The organism is Pseudochrobactrum sp. sp1633, from assembly GCF_030376605.1.
Classification (GTDB): domain Bacteria; phylum Pseudomonadota; class Alphaproteobacteria; order Rhizobiales; family Rhizobiaceae; genus Pseudochrobactrum.
In genome coordinates this window covers 19,332-39,592 of record NZ_JARRAE010000013.1, presented here as the reverse complement: position 1 = coordinate 39,592, position 20,261 = coordinate 19,332, and the positions used below count along the sequence as shown (strand labels likewise).

Sequence of the window (20,261 nt, the reverse complement as noted above, 5' to 3'; positions counted from 1 at the left end):
ATAACCGTTAGTACGCAGAATTGTGGTCTGGTCCGCCTGTATACAGAATCGGTTAAAGCCGCTTTGATAGATACGAAAAGCACCCAAACAGGAAGCCGCCGCCTTTATGTCTCCCATGTCCAGCCCCCTGCCTTACGGTGAAACTCTCGATGCTTTTCATCGCGGCGCATTCCGTCTGGTGCAGCCATCGCTGAAGGGGCATCGCTCAGGCATCGATGCCATGATTTTGGCAAGTGCGGTGCCAGCGGATTTTAAAGGTAAAATCGCGGATCTCGGTGCCGGTGCCGGTGCCGCAGGTCTGGCTGTGGCCTCCCGCTGTACAGAGACACATGTTACGCTGATTGAGCGCTCGCCGGAAATGCTGCTCTATGCGGAAAAATCCTGCACACTGCCTGAAAATGCCCATATGCAAGGTCGCCTCTCCTGCTTGCAGGCAGATGTAACAATGGCCGGCCCTGCCCGTCATGAAGCAGGACTGGCCGACAATCATTTTGACTATGTGATTATGAACCCGCCCTTTAACCAGCATAATGACCGCGCCACGCCGGACGATTTAAAAGCGCAGGCGCATGTGATGCATGAGGGCATGTTTGAAAGCTGGATACGCACGGCATCGGGCATATTGCGCCCGCGCGGGCACATTGCGATCATCGCACGCCCAGCGAATATCAGTGAAATTCTGACCTGCATGGAACGCCGTTTTGGCAGCATTGCCATTGTTCCGATCCATGCCAGACCAGAGGAAGCGGCCATTCGCATCGTGATTACGGGCATAAAAGGCAGTCGCGCTCCGGTTTTTCTTGCACCGGCATTAATTTTGCATAAAAGTTCCGGTCATGAATTCACGCCCCGCGCAGAAAGCCTCATTAATGGTTGCGACAGCCTGTTGTAGCTGTTGCACACGAGGCCGGAGCGCATTTTCCCTAGAACAAAGACTGTCCGGGCAGGTTTTTCGCTCTATCTAAGGCGCGAAACCCCGAAAGACAGACAAGGGTAAGCACTTCCAAACTGCTGCCCGTAAAGAAAAGGCCGATACCGGATGACACAAAGCCAGACCAAGCGCCCCTTCTCAACGCTCCGCCATTGGCTCGACAGTGAATCCGCCAGCGGCATTGCACTGATGTTCGCTGCGGCTCTTGCCCTGATCGTTGCCAACTCCCCCCTATCTGCCGGATATTTTCAGGTTCTCGAAACCAAGCTCGGCCCGTTAAGCGTGCTGCACTGGATCAATGATGCGCTGATGGCCGTGTTCTTCCTGCTCGTAGGCCTCGAAATCAAACGCGAATTTCTCGATGGCCAACTTGCCAGCTGGTCAAACCGCGCTCTGCCAGGTATTGCCGCCGCCGGTGGTGTTATCGTTCCCGCACTGATTTTTGCCGGTTTTAACTGGTCAAATCCTGAAACCATCCGCGGCTGGGCTATTCCGTCCGCCACAGATATCGCTTTTGCACTCGGCGTTTTGTCCCTGCTCGGGCCACGCGTGCCAACCAGCCTGAAAGTGTTTCTGGCAACGCTTGCTATTCTTGATGATCTGGCAGCGGTTGCCATTATCGCCGTGTTTTATACAGCCGATATTTCCACGCTTTATCTTGCCGGTGCAGCCGGTATTTTCATCGCCATGTTCGCCATGAACAAGATGGGCGTGATGCGCCTCACACCTTATCTGCTGCTCGGCTGTGTTTTGTGGTTCTTTGTTCTGCGCTCCGGTGTTCACGCAACGGTCGCCGGTGTACTGATGGCTCTGACCATTCCGATCAAGCCTGCGCTTGGCCGTCCTGATGATATGAGCTCGCCGCTGCACACGCTGGAACATGCACTGGCCAAATGGGTTGGCTTTGTTATCGTGCCGATTTTCGGTTTTGCCAATGCGGGTGTTTCTTTCGCCGGTATGAGCCCATCAATCCTCACAGACACACTGACCCTCGGTATCGCGCTTGGCCTGTTTGTCGGCAAGCAGTTTGGTGTGTTTGGCGCAGCATGGATTGCCATTCGTTCGGGCATTGCCACCAAACCGATGGGTGCAAGCTGGGCGCAGCTTTATGGTGTGGCACTGCTTTGCGGTATCGGCTTCACCATGAGCCTGTTTATTGGTCTCCTGTCCTTCGATAATGATCTGCTGCACAGCGAAACCAAAATCGGTGTATTGCTCGGCTCACTTCTTTCCGCCGTGTGTGGCTGGGCATTGCTGCGCGTCACAACGCGCAACCGTACTGTAAAATAACAAGTTCTGCTTTCACCCGCTGTCGCTATAACAACGGGTGAAAACTATTATATCGCCCGCTTTTTCGCACCGGAGACTATCAGTGCCGTCACTTATCAGCCGTGTTATCCCGCGCCGTTTCAAATCTTCAAGCGTTGAAATTCCGGTTATCCGGCTCAGCGGTGCTATCATGACCGGCAATAGTCCGCTGCGCCAAAACCTGTCTCTTGAAGGCATTGCCATTCAGCTGGAAAAAGCCTTTGATAACAAACACAGCCCTGCTGTGGCACTCAGCATTAACTCACCCGGCGGTTCACCGGTACAATCACGGCTGATCTATAAACGCATCCGCGATCTGGCTGAAGAAAAGAACAAGAAAGTCCATGTCTTCGTTGAAGATGTGGCGGCATCCGGCGGCTATATGATTGCTATCGCAGGAGACGAGATCATTGCCGACCCGTCTTCCATTCTCGGTTCGATCGGCGTGGTTTCCGCTTCCTTTGGCTTTACTGAACTGATCAAGAAAATCGGCATCGAGCGCCGCGTGCATACGGCCGGTAAGAACAAAGCGACGATGGACCCGTTTCAGCCGGAAAAGGCATCGGACATTGAGCACATCAAAACGTTGCAGCTGGAAATTCACCAGACATTTATTGATATGGTGAAAGAGCGCCGTGGTGCAAAACTGCAGGATAATGATGATCTGTTTACCGGTCAGTTCTGGACAGGCATCACCGCTTTGCAGCTCGGACTGATCGACGGGCTGGGCGATATGCGCAGCCATTTGCGCAAGCTCTATGGCGAGAAAACCAAGCTTAATCTGATCCAGCCTTCACGCGGGCTGCTGGGACGCAAAAATACCGGCGGTATCTATCACGGGCAAATGCTCGGTGCTGCAGGTGAAAGTCTGATTAATGTTCTGGAAGAGAAGACCTTATGGTCGCGCTACGGCCTGTAACAGGCTAGAGCATTTCCAGTATATTTTGAATCACAGAAAATGCTCTATCTATTTGTTTTTACGCGTATCTTATCCGAAAACCGGTTCCCACTTTTCGGGATACGCTCTAGCGTTATCATAATATCATCAGAATAAGATGCTATAAGAGCTTCTTGAAACAAGACAGCGCCCTGACTAAATCAATAGGGTTCTGAACTCACTCCGGAAAGGAGCCGGTATGCCACAGCTGATTTTTCTGATCCTTCTGGTTGCAATTGCAATCTATGGCTATCGCTCCTTTAAGCGCGAGGCAGCACGTGTTTCGCAAAAAGTGCGTCAGGCTGAACATGAAGCCCGTACTGGTGCCAGCGGCACTCTGGTGCGTGATCCAAAAACCGGCGTTTACCGTCCGGCAGATAAAGACTGATCCCAGCGCATGCCAGATATTTTCAGTATGCAGACTGCTCCGGCTTCCTCTGCATTGCAGGCCACGGCCTATGCCAAGCTCAACCTTGCGCTGCATGTGACCGGCAGGCGCGATGACGGCTACCATCTGCTGGATACGCTTGTCGCTTTTGCCGGCTATGGCGACGAGATCACAATTTCTCCCGCGCAGGAAGACAGCTTCACCCTTTCGGGGCGGTTTGGACAGCAATTGCCGGTTAATGGTGATAATCTTGTGCTGAAGGCACGGGATGCACTTCGCGAGCATTTCCCGCAACAAAGCACTGCGATTGCTATTCATCTGGAAAAAAACCTGCCCGTTGCTTCCGGTATCGGTGGCGGGTCGAGCGATGCAGCGACACTCTTGGCGCTGCTCATCCGCCTGTGGAACATCAAGCCGGAACAGACATTGCTGAAGCAAATCTGCCTGCAACTTGGTGCCGATGTACCGATGTGCCTGCATGGTCAACTCTATGGCGGCGCATTGATTGCCAAAGGTATCGGTGAAGACGTGCAGAGCCTGTCCGGCCTGCCGGTTCTGCCGCTGGTGCTTGTGAATGACGGCACGGCGATATCAACGCCGCAGATTTTCAAGCATATGCACAAGCGGGATAATCCCGCATTGCCGGAACTGGCACGTTTCGACAGTCATGCAGAACTGTGCAATTTTCTGAAAACAACCCGCAATGATCTGCTGCCGCCTGCCGCCCAGCTTGCACCGCAATTGCCGGAAATTCTCCAGATTTTGCGGGATTGCGGCGCACATTATGCGCAAATGTCCGGATCAGGCGCGACTTGTTTCGGCATCTATGACACTCTGCCTGCGGCGCAACAGGCCGCAGAGGTTTTGCAACAGCAAAACCCGCATTGGTTTGTCTGCGCAACCACCACCCTGCCGAATAAAGCTTAACCGGAGCCAGCCATGTCCGATACTGCCAAAACCGAACGCGCATTTATACCTGTAGGTATCGCGGTGCTGACGGTTTCAGACAGCCGTACGTTGGAAACCGATACATCCGGCGCATTTCTCGCCTCCCGTATTGAAGAAGCAGGCCATCTGCTGCGCGACCGTCAAATCGTGACGGACGATGCTGCAAAAATCCGTGAACTGGTTGTGCAGTGGTCAAAAGATCCGGCCATTGATGTGGTGATTACCACCGGTGGCACCGGCTTTACCGGACGCGATGTGACGCCTGACGCTTTGGAGCCGGTCTTCGACAAGCGTATGGACGGGTTTTCAGTGATCTTTCATCAAATGTCCTACGCCAAAATCGGCACCTCCACGATCCAGTCCCGCGCTACCGCCGGATTGATCAACCAGACTTTTGTTTTCGTGCTACCGGGTTCCGGCGGTGCATGCCGCGATGCTTGGGACGGTATTCTTGCCCAGCAGCTGGATTACCGCCACCGCCCGTGCAACTTCGTTGAGATCATGCCGCGCCTTGATGAGCACCTGAAACGTAAAATTTGACTGCAAAATAAGTTCTTGCTTTGTTCCTATTTTAATATTAATTTGAAAACTCAAACGGTGCGTCAGAGTCGTATAATACGCGCCGTATCAATTTCTTCATTTTAAATATTTTGCTCCGGTCATGCTGTTCATGGCATTTCCGGAAGGGAGAAAGTTATGGCGATTTTACAGGAGGTTTTCGAACCGGCTGATCAGGCCGTTTTCTCCCGTCCTGCTGTATTCGGCTCGGAGCGTACAGATCAGGCAAATGCCATTATCGACGGCAGCGGCCTTCGGATTGATCACAGCCGCCGTCGCGGGCGTGGTGCAGGCATTAATCCTTCAGGGCGCTTTGAAAGCCAGACACGGATCGACAGTGATGACGGCTGGAACTCACTAGAAGAGCTGGAGCCTTTCAAAACTGAAGTTCAGATTGAAAAGCCGCGCACGATCATTACCCGCAATGACTCGCCGGACATCAATTTCGACCGCTCCATCAATCCCTATCGCGGTTGCGAGCATGGCTGCATCTATTGTTTCGCCCGCCCTTCCCACAGTTATATGGGGCTGTCGGCCGGTCTTGATTTTGAGACCAAACTGTTTGCTAAGCCGGATGCCGCAAAGCTGCTGGAGAAAGAGCTCTCCAAAGCGGGCTATGTTCCGAAGACCATTGCGATCGGCACCAATACTGACCCTTACCAGCCGATTGAGAAAAAATGGCGGATCATGCGTGATATTCTGAGCGTGCTGGATGCCGCTAATCATCCCGTCGGCATCATTACCAAATCTGCTCTGGTCACGCGGGATATTGATATTCTCGGCTCTATGGCTGAGAGGGGTCTGGCAAAGGTCGCGCTCTCCGTCACAACGCTTGATGCGAAGCTCGCACGCGATATGGAGCCGCGTGCTTCAACGCCAAGCCTGCGTCTGCAAGCCATCAGACAGCTCAATGAAGCTGGCATTCCCGCTTCTGTCATGCTCGGCCCCGTCATCCCCGGCATCAACGACCACGAGATTGAGCGGATACTGGATTCCGCACATGCTATGGGTGCGCGTGAGGCCGGATATGTATTGCTGCGGCTGCCTTATGAAGTCGCCCCCCTCTTCAAAGACTGGCTGCTCCAGCATTTTCCTGATCGCTACCGGCATGTCATGTCCCTGCTGCGCTCCATGCGCGGCGGAAAAGACTATGACGCTGAATGGGGCAGGCGTATGCGTGGCGAAGGCCCTTATGCATGGCAGATTGGCCGCCGCTTTGAAATCGCCTGTAGGAAGCTGGAATTGAATATCCATAAGCGGCGTTTGCGTTGTGACCTTTTCACTCCGCCGCAGCCGAATGGGGTGCAGCTTTCACTCTTCTGATCTGCCCTCCAGCAGATATAGGCTGCCCCGTCCTTTGCCGGCAGCCACCACGTCGCTTCCCCCTTTTGGCGATGTGGCTTGCGGAGAATTGGATAGGATGCAATCTCAGTTTATGAGCAAAGCACCTTCTGATTCTCCGCTTTTTTCTAAAAAGCAGCCTAAGTCATCAGCCAAAACCACGGCTGATAAATCTGTAAGCTTCACACCGGATTACAGTCATGAACTCAGCTTGCAAGCTGAAGGACACAGACTGATTGCCGGTCTCGATGAAGTCGGCCGCGGCCCCCTTGCAGGTCCTGTGGTCGCTGCCTGTGTGATCCTTGATCCTGATAATCTGCCAGAGGGTCTGGATGACTCCAAGAGACTAACCGCTGCAAAACGTGACCGGTTGTTTGACAGCATCATGGAAAAAGCAATTGCGGTAAGTCTGTGCAGTCTCAGCGCGCATACTATTGACCACAGCAACATACTCGCAGCCTCATTGCTAGCTATGAAACGCTGCGTCGATGCGCTGACTGTGCAGCCGGACTATGCGTTGGTCGACGGCAATAAATCACCGGCTGGCTTGCCCTGCCCTGCCATGACACTGGTCAAAGGTGATCAGCGATCACTCACAATTGCCGCAGCGTCAATCATTGCCAAAGTCACCCGTGACAAGATGATGGAGCGTGCCGGACTTATATATCCCGCATACGGGCTTGAAAAACATGCGGGCTACGGCACCGCTGCCCACAGACAAGCGATTGAAGAACAAGGACCCGTTGCGAGACTCCATCGCTATAGCTTTGCGCCAATCAAAGGACGCTGGCTTAGGGGTGAATAATCTAAATCACTCAATTTCAGGCATAAAAAACGCCGCATAAAGCGGCGTTTTTTTTGAACTCTATGAACTGCAATCAATTCAGATTGGTTTTAACCTGATCCAGTGATGCTTTGAACATTTCACCGGCAGTTTTTGCGTCCATTTTATTTGCGATCAGAGTACCGGCAGCAGCAACAGCGATTTCCACTGCAGATGCACGAACCTGATTAACCGCATCGCTTTCAGCCTGAGCGATTTTCTGTTCAGCCAGTTTGTTGCGGCGAACAATGTAATCTTCCGACTTCGCTTTTGCTTCGCTGAGCAGAGAAGATGCTTCACGCTGTGCAGCGGCAACGATCTCACCGGCTTCTTTTTCAGCTTCTTTACGCTTGCGATGATATTCAGCAAGCAAAGCCTGAGCTTCTTCACGCAGAGTGCGGGCTTCATCCAATTCCTTGGCAATGTTCGCAGCGCGTTCATCAAGCGAACGGCCGATCATGCCCGGAACTTTAAGATAAGCCAGCAGCGCCAGGAAAATAATCAGACCGACGAGGGCAATAAACGTTGCATCCATAATGGGTCTCCCTTACGCGCTGACAGCTTTAACAGCAGCCGTGACTTCAGCCTTGTCGGACTTACCGCCAAGCAGTTTTTCAACGATTTCTGCAGTTGTTTCTTCAGCAATCGAGCCGAGATCGCTCATCGCTTTCGCCTTAATGGCAGCAATGCGGTCTTCAGCTTCAGCCAATTTCTTTTCAAGTGATGCTTCAACAGCTTTACGCTCAGCATCAATATCGGTTTTAGCCTTATCACGGGCTTCCTGACCGATCACAGCCGCACTTTTGCGGGCTTCTGCCAGTTCCTGCTCGTAAGCAGCAATAGCATTATCGGCATCTGTTTTCAGACGTGCAGCCTGTTCCAGATCCTGTGCAATACGGTCACGACGCGTTTCGATGACGCCGCCGATACGTGGCAGCACAACGCGCGACATGAACAGATAAAACAGCCCGAAGGTAATCGCGAGCCACAGAAGCTGCGATGCATAATGGGTGGAATCAAATGGTGGAAACACGCCTTTACCGGCATCGTGCGCCACACCAGTTTCAGTGTGCACAACAGAGTTGCCACTGTCAGCTCCCGACACAGGTGCCGGCTGAGAGTCAGTTGCGGTTTGGGCAAACGCCGTGGACACGAACATCCAATTTTCCCCTTATTCACTCAGGCTTGATAAACGATAACCAGCCGCATATGCCATATACCTTCAAGAAGGAGACTTGCATATGCGGCCGATTTAATCCGGCAGCTTAAGCGATTAAACTGCGAACAGGAGAAGAAGCGCGATGAGCAGCGAGAAGATGCCCAGAGCTTCTGTCACGGCGAAACCGAATACCAGACGGCCGAACTGGCTGTCAGCGGCAGACGGATTGCGCAGTGCACCCGAAAGAAAGCTACCGAAAATGTTGCCGAGGCCGAGAGCCGTACCGGCCATACCGAAACAGGCCAGACCTGCGCCGATGTACTTTGCTGCTTCCGCTTCCATGTTAAGCTCCTTCTGGATTGATATAAATGCGGATTTCAGTTCTGGCGGAAACCCGCCGGTGATATTTCAGAGCGACCTGTTATTCTAAAAATAATGTGTCAGACACAGTTCTTAATAAAATGCAGAGCCTGATTTTAGGATAGGCAAGACTGCTGCCCGAATGCCGGACAGCAGTAATTTCAATTAGTGACCGTCCGGATGAACTGCATCATTGATGTACATGCAGGTCAGAACAGTGAACACATAGGCCTGCAGGAATGCGACCAGGAATTCCAGACCGGTAATAGCAACGGTCATGAACAGAGGCAGGATAGCGCCACCCACACCGAGCGGACCCAGTGCAGCCATAGAAACTACGAAACCTGCGAAAATCTTTACTGTGATGTGGCCGGCCAGCATACTGGCGAAAAGACGCACAGAAAGGCTGATCGGACGGGACAGGAACGAAATGATTTCAATCGCAGAAACCAGCGGCACGATGGCCATTGGTACACCGCTTGGCACAAACAGCTTGAGAAAGCGGAAGCCATGCTTGAAGAAACCATAGATAATTACTGTACCGATAACCAGCAGCGCCAGTGCGAAGGTAACAATAATCTGACTGGTCACTGTATAGAAATACGGAAACAGACCGATAAAGTTTGCTACAAGAATGAATGTGAACAGCGAGAACACAAACGGAAAAAATTTCATGCCATGAGAACCGGCAGAGTCTCTCAAAGAAGACGCCACGAACTCATAAGCCATCTCAGAAACTGACTGCAGACGGGTCGGAACAATGCCGCGGCCTGCTGATGTCAGAAACAGAAAAGCGGAAGCGGTTACGACAGTCAGCACCATAAAGGCGGACACATTCGTAAACGACAGATCGACACCGCCGACATCGATAGGAATCCATCTGGAAACCTGAAACTGATGGATCGGATCGTTTGCCACCTTAACCTCACCTGTCAACCCGTGCCCGAAGGCGTTACATTCATGCCCGAGGGCGCTTTTCAAAATTAAGACCGTAAGGCCTTAAAAAATTCAGAGCACTCAAAAAGCGATATCGCTTCAAGCGCATCTTGCCTTTACAGGCTTATTCGCTGCCGCGCATGTCAGGGATACCCTTTATGCACATTATTTTTCTTTCTGTTGCTTCTCGCCCACATTATTGCCGCTTTCTGCAACATATCCTGCCGAGCGTAAAACATTCAGAGTACCGGCACCGAATCCCAAAAAGAGGAAAATAATCAATCCCCAAGGGTTCGTACCTAAAACACGATCAAAAAACCAACCTATTACGGCACCGACCACGATACCAGCTATAAACTCGCTGGATAATTTCATGGCCTGCCCCATTGAGGCTGCATTTTTCTCGGCCTGTTCGTCTTTTTTGGATTTCTCCCCCACGCCCTTAGCCGCCAGATGGCTTTCAAGCTTGCGCAGACGGTCGTCCAGACTTTCCTGAGCACCGGCCGTAGTATTGGCCCGAGCTGAAATATCAGCCTTGCTTGCTGAATCATCGGAATGCTGAGGCTTTTCGGGTATTTTCCCGGCGGCCATTCACGCCTCCTTTGGCAAGAAAACTGAGGTTTTCACCCCACTCTGAAGTCGGCCGCAACATATTAACAGCCAACTCATTCGTCAAGGCACTGTCTGCATAGAAGTTGAAGGTTTTTTGTATTATTAAATCATATACTTAACAGCTATCAGCATGAAGCAGGTCATGAATCCCGCTTCACGCTGTGATTTCAGACACCGAATCCCCAGAGCAGATCGCATTTAATCATAGCCGTTGCGCCCGCTCTCGTTTCCTGAATTACCGCATGTTTGCGGACATTGCCTGAAGCCGGTTAACTGCAACATACTCAGGCAATTCAGCTCCAGCCGCCACCATAAGTGCGGTAGAAAACATGCAATCCGATTTTCTTGACTTTTTCCATTGTCGACGCCCAGCGAGGACGCACATATGTTGCGTGATAATGGGTTGCAGAGCCCACTTCCGGCAGCCAGATCTGACCCGCAGTCACTGCTTTCGCAACCTGCTGCGCCATACGCCAATGCCCCGTTTCCGTTACGCGATGTTTTTGTCCGTCACACGCAAAAGAAAACTGACAGGCATTACGCCAATCCTTGTTCTGATAAACCACGCCGCAGATCGTTGACGGATAGGCAGGATTGCGTACACGATTGAGAATGACCTGACCAACGGCTGCCTGCCCTTTGACAGGCTCGCCACGCGCCTCAAAATAGATGCCTTCAGCCAGACATTTCTGCTCTGCCGCACTGAATGCTGCTGGTGGCAAAGGCGTGGCGGCCCAATTGTGATCCCGCGCGCTGATCGGCGGAATAAAGCGACCACTGTCCTTTTCCGGCACAAGAATGCTCTCAAAAGGCGAAGTTTTGGCATAATCAGGCTTTGCCGGAGCATAACCCAGCGCCAGCACATCCGGCTTGTCATTGGTGATCAGCGACGCAAGTGCAGTTGGCACCGGCACAACAGGCTTCACCTCAGGACGATGGAATGCCAGTGTAATCTCAACTTCTTTGCCGCGGATCGGCGCTTTGACAAAGGCCGCTTTGACATCTTTCTTACCGGCTACCGGCTGCATCAGCCTGGGACTCACCGATGATACCTGTTCGGCCAGTGAGCCTGCATTGAACATGCGCGCGGGCGCTTTGGTCTGCACAGAAACCAGACGTCCCTGCTTGTCCGAACGGCTGATGCGTTTTTCATCCGGATTCGGATCATCAACGCCGCGCTTGCCGCCAGCTACACGACCGCTCATCACAACGCGCCCCAGACCCTCAATATCCGCGGCGGCAGTCAGGCTGCCGGTTACGACAGACGAATCAACAAACGGCATTTCAGCTTTGTGGATAGAACCGGCCGGAGCATCCACCATATAGGTTGCCCAGCGATTGCCGGACTGCTCGCCAACACTCATCATGCTGGCCATATCCTGATAGGCGATCACATTGCTCGAATAGAAAAACAGCCCCACTCCGGCGAGAAGCTTCGGCAAAGTTATCGACCGGCGCTTCTGTTTCACGGTTACGGCCACGGGATAATAACGGCCATCCTGCGGGGAATACCCTTCTGACGGATAATACCAGACCTGTGCTGGCTCATTGCCGGATCGGCCGAAAAGGGCCCGCAAAGCTACACTACGCACCGGAATACTCCACTCACTCAACAAGATGACTATAGTCAAATAATGATCTATTAACCTTGATGGATCGTTAACGCTGAGTGGCTTTAGCCCTTGATTTTATTTATTAATTTTTACTTAATGCCGTTGTCACCAACCAGCTTAAACGGTTGGATTTCATTGAGCTTTCCCCTGACAGGCGACCATTTGAAACGCAAAATCAGCGTTTTATCTGCAAGAAACGCGCATAAAAATATTTCTAATTTAGAAAACTTATTACTCAAAAACGAGCCAGCCGGATCATCCGCAGAGGATGATCCGGCTGGTTTATTTTAGATCGGGCTGCAGAGGTATCGCCGTTCAGGTGAGCGGGAATTCTCCGCGATAACGCTTTGGCAGCATGAATGACAAAGTCACCCCGCGAATAAACAGGAACATATTCAGTGCCAGCCACAGGCTGTGATTACCCAGCCAGTCACGTGTGCCATAAAGCACGCCGAAAAATACGAACAAAGACAAGAACATCATATTACGCATGTCCTTGGACCATGACGCACCGATGAAAATACTATCCATCTGGAAGGCATAGAGCCCCGTCAGCGCTGTCAGCGACACCCAAGGCAGATAATAAATCGCCATCTGGCGCACATCCGGCTCGGTTGTCAGCACATTGACCAGCAGATCACCGAAAGCGAGAAAGATCAGCCCCATAACAAGCGCCATCGCCATGCCCCAGAAAAAGGTCAGCTGAATGGAACGCCGGAAGGCCGGGCTATAGCGCGCGCCAACCGCCCGCCCCGCCAGCTGTTCGGCAGCAATCGTTACGCCTTCCAGAAAGAAGCCGACAACGAGATAAAAATTCATCAGCACGGCATTCGCTGCCAGCGTGATTGTGCCCATCTCATTGCCCACGCGGGCAAAAAACACATAAGTCGACATCAGCAGCAATGAGCGGATCATAATATCGCGGCTGATAACGATCATCCGCCACATGCCCGCCTTGTCAAACAGGCGGTTGATATCCAGCTTGCGCAACGCACCGCCGCGCCAGATCAGAATGGTCATGCCCGTCACAGCTGCTACAGTTTCACCTGCAACGGTTGCCCATGCCACGCCGGAAACTTCCCAGCCCAGCCCCAGACCCAGCGTCAGCGCCAGAATGATATTGATGCCATTGAGCAAAAATTGCAGCGCCAGCCCGAAAAGCCCCTTACCGCGCCCCAGCAACAGCCCAAGTACGGAGAAATTGAGCAGTGCCATCGGTGCCGAGATCATACGGATCGACACATATTCATTAAGTGCCTTGGCCGTATCCGATGTAGGTTTAAGAATATCATTGGCCGCATAGAGCGTGAGCGGCAAAATCGCGATCATCAGCAAACCGGCCACCAGCGCGACAATAATCGCACGCCAGAACACCATGATCTCTTCATTGCTGTCACCACGGCCCATAGCCTGCGCCACAAGCCCTGTTGTGCCTGAGCGCAAAAACCCAAAAACCGAAAACAGACAATCGAAAACCAGCGCGCCCATTGCCAGACCGCCCAGCATACCGGCATTGCCAAGCTGCCCGATAACACCCGTATCCACCAGCCCGAGCAAAGGCGTGGTCATGCCTGCCAGCGTCATGGGAATGGCAATCGTCAGCACCATCCGGTGCGTTACATTGAACGGACGAACGAGAGACGATGCGAGAGCGTCACTATCGGGCTTAAACATATAACCACACGAAAACTGTCAGCGAATAATGGTTCTGCCGTCAGCCGTTCCGGTTACCGCTCTGGGTGCGGTTATATTAAGCGGTTTTATCGGTCAGCGCAGAAAATCCTGCCAAGCAATATCCTGTTTTGCCAAAGCGGTCAGCACAATTATGCGAGATCATGGCGAATTATGGCGCGCATCTCGCCGCAGGCTTAAATACCGTAGAGCATAGCCCAATACAGATAATGTGGTTTTTCTGCCCGCGCCGCATAAGCCAGACCATAGCGGGTGAACAACGGATCAAGCAGGTTTTTGCGATGCCCTGCCGAATTGAGCCATGCAGTCAGTGCATCCGGCACATCTTTCTGGCCGGAAGCAACATTTTCTGCTGCGGGGCCGCGAATTCCGGCCTGTTTCAGCCTGCCTCCAAAGCTGTTTCCCCAACCGATACTATGACCGATCTTGCCATGCTTTGCCATCAGGCGTGCCTGATAGAGGGCGGCCTTTTCCAGCTTTTCTTCAGGCTGCATCGGCGGCGCACCATATTGGCGGCGCACTTTGTTCACCAGTTCATTGACGTTCTCCGCTGCCAACGCAGCAGAAAGCGGCATAAAAGCAGGCGTAAGCAACAAGGCACCGCCGGTAATTATCATCCGGCGGCGCGAGATCAGAAATTCGTCAGTCATCAAAAACCATCTGTAACAATGAAAAAGGTTATTTTCTGTAATTGATAATTCTGAGCAAAATAAAGGCAGGGATCACAACAGCGGCCCCCAGCAGCAGATAATCAGCAAAACGTGACAATGCCGAGAAGCCCATATTCCAGAGACTGATAAAGAAATCGCGGATATTCCAGAGAATATCATAAGGCGTCCAGTTAAAGGCGTGCATGACAACACCAACAACCAGCGACACCAGTACCAGTTTCACGATGATGCGGCCTGGCGTATCGCCCAAAAAGCGGGTAGCGCGGTCTGACATTGGGACACTCCTTTGTTGAGACGCAACAAATAAGCACGAATATCTGAAGAGGCAAGCCTCTGCTGCCGTCAATTTCAGCGGGTATTTCTGTAACTGCGCGGCAAATTCTGGTTCTGGCGCATGAAAGAACGGTTCATGCTGCGCGTGTCGGTGAAGCCACTGGCAACCGCAACTTCCAACAGCGATGAGCCGCTTGTTGTCAGCAGCTCTTTCGCACGCTGCACCCGCAATTCTTCGCGCACCTGAAAAGCCGTTTTGCCAAGCCCAAGCCGGAAGCCACGCTCCATCTGACGGGTAGAGATACCAAGCCTGCGGGCGACATCTGCCATTGCCAGCGGGTCTTCCAGCGTTTCTTCAAAAATACGGATCGCCTTGCGGATCATCGGAGAGCGCACACCGTTGAAACTGAGCGCCGGTTGCTCTGAGGTCATCAGCTCAAAAGGGAACATCAGAATTGACGCGCTTTTGCGTGCAAGCTCTTCGGAGATTTCCGCCTGAATAATAGACAGCGCCAGAGATGCCGCGCCCAATCCGCCAGCACAGGTGAAATGCCTGCCGCTGCGGTGAAACAGGCTCGTGGTATCAGCGGTAAATCCGTCGAAAAGCTGTAAAAAATCTTCTCTGTGGAACCAGTTAACGCAGCAATTGCGATCTTCAAGCAGGCCTGCCTCAGCAACAATAAAGGCGGCAGTGCATAGTCCGATAACATTTTTATTGTGCCGGTCTGCCCGTTTCAACACTTCAATCAGGGTATTTTGCCCCGGCCGGTAGTGCGGCAGCACACCACCGACAACCACCACATAATCACAATCATCCAGCGCGCCGATCGGGGCGGTTGGTTCAACGGCCATGCCGGAGCTGGATTCAACCGACAGGCCGGTTAATGTGCATATTTTCCAGCCGCAACGGATCTGACGGCTTTTATCCTTATCATCAGCAGCAAGACGAAACGGGTCCAGAAACAGGCTGAGCGCAGACAATGTAAATCCGGGAAGCACAATAATGCCCAGCATCAGGCGCTGCGCATCTGCTTCAACCGTTTTTTTGCCGAGCTTCCCCGTCTCCATGACCCTGTACTCACTCCCCTGCCCCTCACCAGCGATAAAGTTGATAACAGTTTTTGTAAAGAGTTGCGACAGCGCAGAACCCGGCACAGCGCATTAAAAGCAACCGGAACAAAACTGCTTGCTTCTCTAGCCGCTAGAGCATGCAGCATGCCAATACACCAGTTGCTTTTCTCAGACACAACCCGCCGGAGTAGGGCAACAGACTGAGCAAAGGCATATTTGAAAATTTATAAGTCTGACAATTCGTTTTTAAAGAGGTTTAAAATGTCCCGACCATATTCTTATGATTATCAGGAACCGCCGCGAAACAGAGGCAAGCTGATGCTGCTCATCATCATCGGCGTGATTGTCTGGTCACTGGCATTAATGCTGCTTTATACGATAGCTGACACCCTGATCAACTGGGCAGTAACCGGCGGCAGCGCTTTGATTGACACCGGAAAATCACTCGCAGGAAAGGAAGTCACAACCGCTTTTGACGCTCTCAACCTTGGTCAGCTTACAGAACCGGCAATCGCATTTCTGCATGCCTCACTCGCCCCTGTGGTGTGGATCATCTGGGCAGTGGGATTAATACTTATTCTGCTGTTTCCAGCTCTCATCCGACAGCTGCGCACCAAACGCAAACTGCGCAGACATTGAATAAATGACAGGCTGCCTTAACCGGCAGGCTGTCTTCTTCTCAGCCGCTCCATCCATAAATGCCGGTATGAGCGGATTTTATTCAATGCAAACCATCTTTGTCTGATCAGACTATAGAAAAAATGGCGTTCAGCTGTCGCCGTTCCCCGCGATTTACTGACAACAGCATCAATATCGCTCTGCTCGCCGCGTGCTTTCATCAGAGGCGGCCAGACCGCAAGGCCGGTATTTGTTCGCGTCAGCCAGAAGCGCAGATAATTATCGACCGGTGCGAAAATAAGATTTTGACTGCTCACGAAATTCTGCGCACCCGCACGCGACCAGATCAACCCTCCGGTCGTCATCGGGAAATAATGAGCACGCGTCAGCATATGCGTCTGTTCAGCGGAGCTGAAACCATGAAGCGGGGAATGACGTTTCATCCCGTCGGTGCCGATATTGATGAGATCCCAATACTGCCCGCTCTTTTCAAGCCAGTTCACAATTTCAGTTGTGGTTTGCGCCAGATCAGCGGGAAATCCCATATCGTCTTCCAGAACCATTGCGTATTTCTCGCCGGTATCCAGAAACATCTGTGCAGCTTTGAGATGGCTCAGGTAACAGCCCATCTCTCCGCCGCTGATATTACGCCCCATAAAAGCAAGCGCACGTCTTTCATTATAGGACGGATGTGCTCTGGGATCGCTGCCGCGCCCGTCCACGGCAGAAACACGCGTAAAAGCGATTCCGGCCTGTTCCAGCTGCACGCGGGAAGTGTCAAAACGCTCCTGACTGCCATCAAGATTTATAAGATATGTTCTCACACTATCTCCCGCCATAAAACGGTTTCACGCGCACCGCCATAGACTGGCTGTCTTGCATCACGGAATTATCAGTAGATGCAAGTTTGTGGAGATACAATCAAGAAATGAGCAGTTTTTAACGAAAATGTTTGGACAGTTTCAGACCCTGCGCCTGATAGTGCGAGCCCAGATCACTGCCATAAAGCGCCTTTGGTCGTTTGAGCATATGCTCATAAATTAAGCGGCCGACAATCTGCCCGTGTTCAAGAATGAACGGCACTTCATGGCTGCGCACTTCAAGCACTGCACGGCTGCCCTTGCCGCCCGCTGAAACATTGCCGAAACCCGGATCGAAGAAACCGGCATAATGCACGCGGAACTCACCGACCAGCGGATCAAAAGGCGTCATTTCCGCAGCATAAAGCGGTGGCACATGCACAGCTTCCTGTGAAACCAGAATGTAGAACTCGTCTGGATCGAGCACCAGTTCACGGTGACCGCGATCATAGATCGGCTCCCAGAAATCCAGCACATCATGCTGCGCGCGCTTATCGACATCAACCACAGATGTATGATGCTTGCCGCGATAACCGATCAGGCCGTTTTCAGCGCCGCTCAGATCAATCGACAGCGCGATACCGCCATTGGAAATATTCGGCGTGGCGGAAGCCACCAGCGTTTCAGCTGTGTGCAAGGCACTCAACTCTGTTTCATTGAGATGCGCAGCACCTTTGCGGAAACGGATTTGCGACAGACGCGAACCGGTGCGCGCAACAATCGGGAAAGTGCGCGGACTGACTTCGAGATAAAGCGGGCCGTTATAACCGGCAGGTACCTTGTCAAATTCCTGTGCGCTGTCGGTGATCACACGGGTAAAAATATCGAGACGACCCGTTGAGCTTTTCGGGTTGGCAGAAGCAGATAATTCCGGCGGCAGCGCCAGCCCTTCCAGCAGCGGCACAATATAGACGCAACCGGTCTCCAGCACTGCACCTTCACGCAGATCAATCTCATGAAGCTTGAGGCGCTCCAGCTTTTTAGCAACCGGCGTATCCGGCCCTGGCATGAAGGAGGCGCGAACGCGATACGCTTTTTCGCCAAGACGCAGATCAAGACTGGCAGGCTGTATCTGGTCATGATCCAAGGCTCGCGCAGACGTCAGCGCGCCGGTTTCAAACAGAGCTGCAATATCGCTGTCTGCCAAAATTCCGCTATCTCGGGTCATTCTCTGTCCAGTCATTAAATTTATTTTACCGCAACCTAGTCATTAACGGTTAAAAGAGGGCTACTGTGATCTCCGCATTTACAGATAGATTTCACTCTTTCCTGTCAAGTCCTGTAAAATCGAGTGCTTGACAGCACAATCATAACAGTCCTACAAAAATAACCGTGGTGATTTGGCCGGCCGGCTTGCAGCCACGTTAAAGAAGTTGCTAAATGTGGCCGCGGTTCCGAGCCGGCCTTTTTGCGTCTTCATGCATAGGCCGGTTTTTATTGGCCGGTGTGGCCCGAACCCTGCCGACCATCCTTTTAATTAGGTTGGACCGATGACAAAGACACATACCCGTACCCTTCGCCCCGCAACGCAGCTTGTGCATAGCGGTACGACCCGCACGCCCTATGGTGAAACATCAGAAGCACTGTTTCTGACACAGGGCTTTGTTTATGACAGCGCTGAGGCCTGCGAAGCCCGCTTTACCGGCGAAGATCCGGGTTTTATTTATTCCCGTTACGCAAACCCGACCACCGATATGTTTGAAAAGCGCATGTGCGCGATTGAAGGTGCAGAAGAAGCACGCGCCACCGCCTCCGGTATGGCTGCTGTTGCTGCTGCAATTCTCTGTCAGGTAAGTGCCGGCGACCATGTGCTGGCAGCAAAAGCCATGTTCGGCTCGTGTCGGTATATTATTGAAACGCTACTGCCGAAATATGGCGTTGAGTTCACACTGATTGACGGCGTGAAAATCGAAAATTGGGAAAACGCCATCCGGCCGAATACCAAAGTGCTGTTTCTGGAAAGCCCGACCAATCCAACACTGGAAGTCATGGACATTGCCAAAATTGCGGGCATTGCCAATAGCGTCGGCGCCAAGCTGATCGTTGACAATGTGTTTGCCACCCCGCTGTTCCAGAAACCGCTGGCACTGGGCGCACATATTGTTGTCTACTCCGCCACCAAACATATTGATGGTCAGGGACGTTGCCTCGGCGGGGTTGTTCTCTCCGACCGCGAGTGGATTACTGAAGTCTTGCAGGATTATTTCCGCCATACCGGCCCGGGTCTCAGCCCGTTCAATGCATGGACAATGCTCAAAGGCTTGGAAACGCTGGCCGTACGCGTTGAAGCCCAGACCCGCTCAGCAGCCAAAATCGCAGATTTTCTGGCCGAGCAGAATGCCATTGCCCGTGTGATTTATCCGGGTCGCAAGGATCACCCGCAGGCAGACATCATTGCCAGTCAGATGACCGGTGGTTCAACCATGATCGCATTGGAACTCAAAGCCGGCAAAAAAGCAGCTTTCGCGTTTGAGAATGCGCTGGAAGTCATCCGTATTTCCAACAATCTCGGTGATGCGAAAAGCCTGATCACCCATCCGGCAACCTCAACGCACAAGAATCTCAGCGATGAGGCAAAGGCAGAACTCGGCATTACTGACGGCTTGCTGCGTCTCTCCATCGGACTGGAAGATGCGGATGATCTGATCGATGATATTGGCTTTGCGCTGAAAGCCGCACAAGGCTAAACTGGCACTCGACGGCTGGTGATTTGTCAGCAGCCGTCATGCCCTGCCAGCCAGAGTGGTTCATATGTATCGCGCATTTACTGAGAATATCGAAGTGACCGTTGAGCCGTTTTATCTGGAGGAGCAGTCTTCACCGGATGAATCCCGCTATGTCTGGGCCTATCGGGTGACGATCATCAACCATTCGGACATTCCGGTGCAGTTGCGCTCACGGACGTGGAAAATTACCGATGCGCATGGACGCACGGAAGAAGTGCGCGGCCCCGGCGTGGTGGGCGAAGAACCATTTTTGAAACCGGGTGACAGCTATCAATATTCCTCCGGCTGCCCGCTGACAACTTCATCCGGCATGATGTCCGGCAGCTATATGATGCAAAATCATGAGGCAGGCAGCCCTGATGAAGGCAAGCTATTTGCCATTACAATTCCGGCTTTTTCACTCGATATGCCGGGACACAGGCCGGTTCTGAACTAG

General features: G+C 52.4%; 23 protein-coding genes and 1 riboswitch. Of the genes, 11 read left to right on the top strand and 12 right to left on the bottom strand.

The window, feature by feature from the left end; translation table 11 throughout:
* The first annotated feature begins 115 nt into the window (after positions 1-115).
* The 8 genes from P8H26_RS13985 to P8H26_RS13950 all read left to right on the top strand — a co-directional run bounded on the left by P8H26_RS13985 (position 116) and on the right by P8H26_RS13950 (position 7,216).
* Positions 116-892: a tRNA1(Val) (adenine(37)-N6)-methyltransferase gene (locus P8H26_RS13985; RefSeq protein ID WP_289633793.1), complete on the top strand. Its 777-nt coding sequence runs from the start codon at positions 116-118 to the stop codon at positions 890-892.
* A 147-nt stretch (positions 893-1,039) separates the two neighbouring features.
* Positions 1,040-2,221, top strand: a complete 1,182-nt coding sequence (nhaA, locus tag P8H26_RS13980; protein ID WP_289633746.1) for a Na+/H+ antiporter NhaA — start codon at positions 1,040-1,042, stop codon at positions 2,219-2,221.
* A gap of 82 nt (positions 2,222-2,303) precedes the next feature.
* Positions 2,304-3,158: a S49 family peptidase gene (locus P8H26_RS13975; RefSeq protein WP_289633745.1), complete on the top strand. Its 855-nt coding sequence runs from the start codon at positions 2,304-2,306 to the stop codon at positions 3,156-3,158.
* 217 nt (positions 3,159-3,375) lie between these two features.
* The gene (locus tag P8H26_RS13970; RefSeq protein WP_289633743.1) at positions 3,376-3,564 is read left to right on the top strand and encodes a hypothetical protein; all 189 of its coding nucleotides are present in this window, start codon (positions 3,376-3,378) and stop codon (positions 3,562-3,564) included.
* Positions 3,565-3,573: 9 nt separating this feature from the next.
* Positions 3,574-4,491 carry a 4-(cytidine 5'-diphospho)-2-C-methyl-D-erythritol kinase gene (locus tag P8H26_RS13965; protein ID WP_289633742.1) on the top strand — a complete coding sequence of 306 codons (918 nt, stop codon included), beginning with the start codon at positions 3,574-3,576 and terminating at the stop codon, positions 4,489-4,491.
* Positions 4,492-4,503: 12 nt separating this feature from the next.
* Positions 4,504-5,052 carry a molybdenum cofactor biosynthesis protein B gene (moaB, locus tag P8H26_RS13960; protein ID WP_289633741.1) on the top strand — a complete coding sequence of 183 codons (549 nt, stop codon included), beginning with the start codon at positions 4,504-4,506 and terminating at the stop codon, positions 5,050-5,052.
* A 156-nt stretch (positions 5,053-5,208) separates the two neighbouring features.
* Positions 5,209-6,393: a PA0069 family radical SAM protein gene (locus P8H26_RS13955; protein WP_289633740.1), complete on the top strand. Its 1,185-nt coding sequence runs from the start codon at positions 5,209-5,211 to the stop codon at positions 6,391-6,393.
* A gap of 112 nt (positions 6,394-6,505) precedes the next feature.
* Positions 6,506-7,216: a ribonuclease HII gene (locus P8H26_RS13950; protein ID WP_289633738.1), complete on the top strand. Its 711-nt coding sequence runs from the start codon at positions 6,506-6,508 to the stop codon at positions 7,214-7,216.
* A gap of 73 nt (positions 7,217-7,289) precedes the next feature.
* Here the strand turns inward: P8H26_RS13950 and P8H26_RS13945 are convergent, their stop codons facing one another.
* From P8H26_RS13945 to P8H26_RS13900, 10 genes are all read right to left on the bottom strand, one after another.
* Entirely contained in the window at positions 7,290-7,769 is a 480-nt protein-coding gene (locus tag P8H26_RS13945) for a F0F1 ATP synthase subunit B (RefSeq protein ID WP_289633737.1), read from the bottom strand.
* Between the two features lie 12 nt (positions 7,770-7,781).
* A complete protein-coding gene (locus P8H26_RS13940) occupies positions 7,782-8,393 on the bottom strand; it encodes a F0F1 ATP synthase subunit B (protein WP_289633735.1) in 612 nt (203 codons plus the stop codon).
* 114 nt (positions 8,394-8,507) lie between these two features.
* Positions 8,508-8,735, bottom strand: coding sequence for a F0F1 ATP synthase subunit C (locus P8H26_RS13935; RefSeq protein WP_022711131.1), 228 nt, complete (start codon positions 8,733-8,735; stop codon positions 8,508-8,510).
* A 183-nt stretch (positions 8,736-8,918) separates the two neighbouring features.
* Positions 8,919-9,671, bottom strand: coding sequence for a F0F1 ATP synthase subunit A (locus tag P8H26_RS13930; protein ID WP_022711130.1), 753 nt, complete (start codon positions 9,669-9,671; stop codon positions 8,919-8,921).
* A gap of 183 nt (positions 9,672-9,854) precedes the next feature.
* Positions 9,855-10,280, bottom strand: coding sequence for an AtpZ/AtpI family protein (locus P8H26_RS13925; RefSeq protein WP_308446678.1), 426 nt, complete (start codon positions 10,278-10,280; stop codon positions 9,855-9,857).
* A 314-nt stretch (positions 10,281-10,594) separates the two neighbouring features.
* A complete protein-coding gene (locus P8H26_RS13920) occupies positions 10,595-11,893 on the bottom strand; it encodes a cell wall hydrolase (protein WP_289633790.1) in 1,299 nt (432 codons plus the stop codon).
* Positions 11,894-12,229: 336 nt separating this feature from the next.
* Positions 12,230-13,588, bottom strand: a complete 1,359-nt coding sequence (locus P8H26_RS13915; RefSeq protein ID WP_289633733.1) for an MATE family efflux transporter — start codon at positions 13,586-13,588, stop codon at positions 12,230-12,232.
* A 194-nt stretch (positions 13,589-13,782) separates the two neighbouring features.
* On the bottom strand, positions 13,783-14,256 hold the full coding sequence (locus P8H26_RS13910; protein ID WP_289633732.1) for a CAP domain-containing protein: 474 nt from the start codon (positions 14,254-14,256) through the stop codon (positions 13,783-13,785).
* A 28-nt stretch (positions 14,257-14,284) separates the two neighbouring features.
* On the bottom strand, positions 14,285-14,551 hold the full coding sequence (locus tag P8H26_RS13905; protein ID WP_289633731.1) for a DUF6460 domain-containing protein: 267 nt from the start codon (positions 14,549-14,551) through the stop codon (positions 14,285-14,287).
* 74 nt (positions 14,552-14,625) lie between these two features.
* Positions 14,626-15,618 (bottom strand): GlxA family transcriptional regulator, encoded by a 993-nt coding sequence (locus P8H26_RS13900; RefSeq protein WP_289633730.1) that lies wholly within the window; start codon positions 15,616-15,618, stop codon positions 14,626-14,628.
* A gap of 264 nt (positions 15,619-15,882) precedes the next feature.
* On the opposite strand from P8H26_RS13900, the gene P8H26_RS13895 reads away from it, so the two are divergent.
* Positions 15,883-16,260: a hypothetical protein gene (locus P8H26_RS13895; RefSeq protein WP_289633729.1), complete on the top strand. Its 378-nt coding sequence runs from the start codon at positions 15,883-15,885 to the stop codon at positions 16,258-16,260.
* A 17-nt stretch (positions 16,261-16,277) separates the two neighbouring features.
* Here P8H26_RS13895 and P8H26_RS13890 read toward each other — a convergent pair whose 3' ends face one another.
* Both P8H26_RS13890 and P8H26_RS13885 read right to left on the bottom strand, forming a co-directional pair.
* Positions 16,278-17,063 carry a glycosyltransferase family 25 protein gene (locus P8H26_RS13890; RefSeq protein ID WP_289633727.1) on the bottom strand — a complete coding sequence of 262 codons (786 nt, stop codon included), beginning with the start codon at positions 17,061-17,063 and terminating at the stop codon, positions 16,278-16,280.
* A gap of 115 nt (positions 17,064-17,178) precedes the next feature.
* A complete protein-coding gene (locus tag P8H26_RS13885; RefSeq protein ID WP_289633726.1) occupies positions 17,179-18,267 on the bottom strand; it encodes a 2'-deoxycytidine 5'-triphosphate deaminase in 1,089 nt (362 codons plus the stop codon).
* A 154-nt stretch (positions 18,268-18,421) separates the two neighbouring features.
* Positions 18,422-18,501: riboswitch (SAM riboswitch) on the top strand.
* A gap of 88 nt (positions 18,502-18,589) precedes the next feature.
* Here P8H26_RS13885 and P8H26_RS13880 point away from each other — a divergent pair.
* Positions 18,590-19,786, top strand: coding sequence for an O-succinylhomoserine sulfhydrylase (locus tag P8H26_RS13880; RefSeq protein WP_289633724.1), 1,197 nt, complete (start codon positions 18,590-18,592; stop codon positions 19,784-19,786).
* Positions 19,787-19,850: 64 nt separating this feature from the next.
* Positions 19,851-20,261, top strand: a complete 411-nt coding sequence (gene apaG, locus P8H26_RS13875; RefSeq protein WP_289633723.1) for a Co2+/Mg2+ efflux protein ApaG — start codon at positions 19,851-19,853, stop codon at positions 20,259-20,261.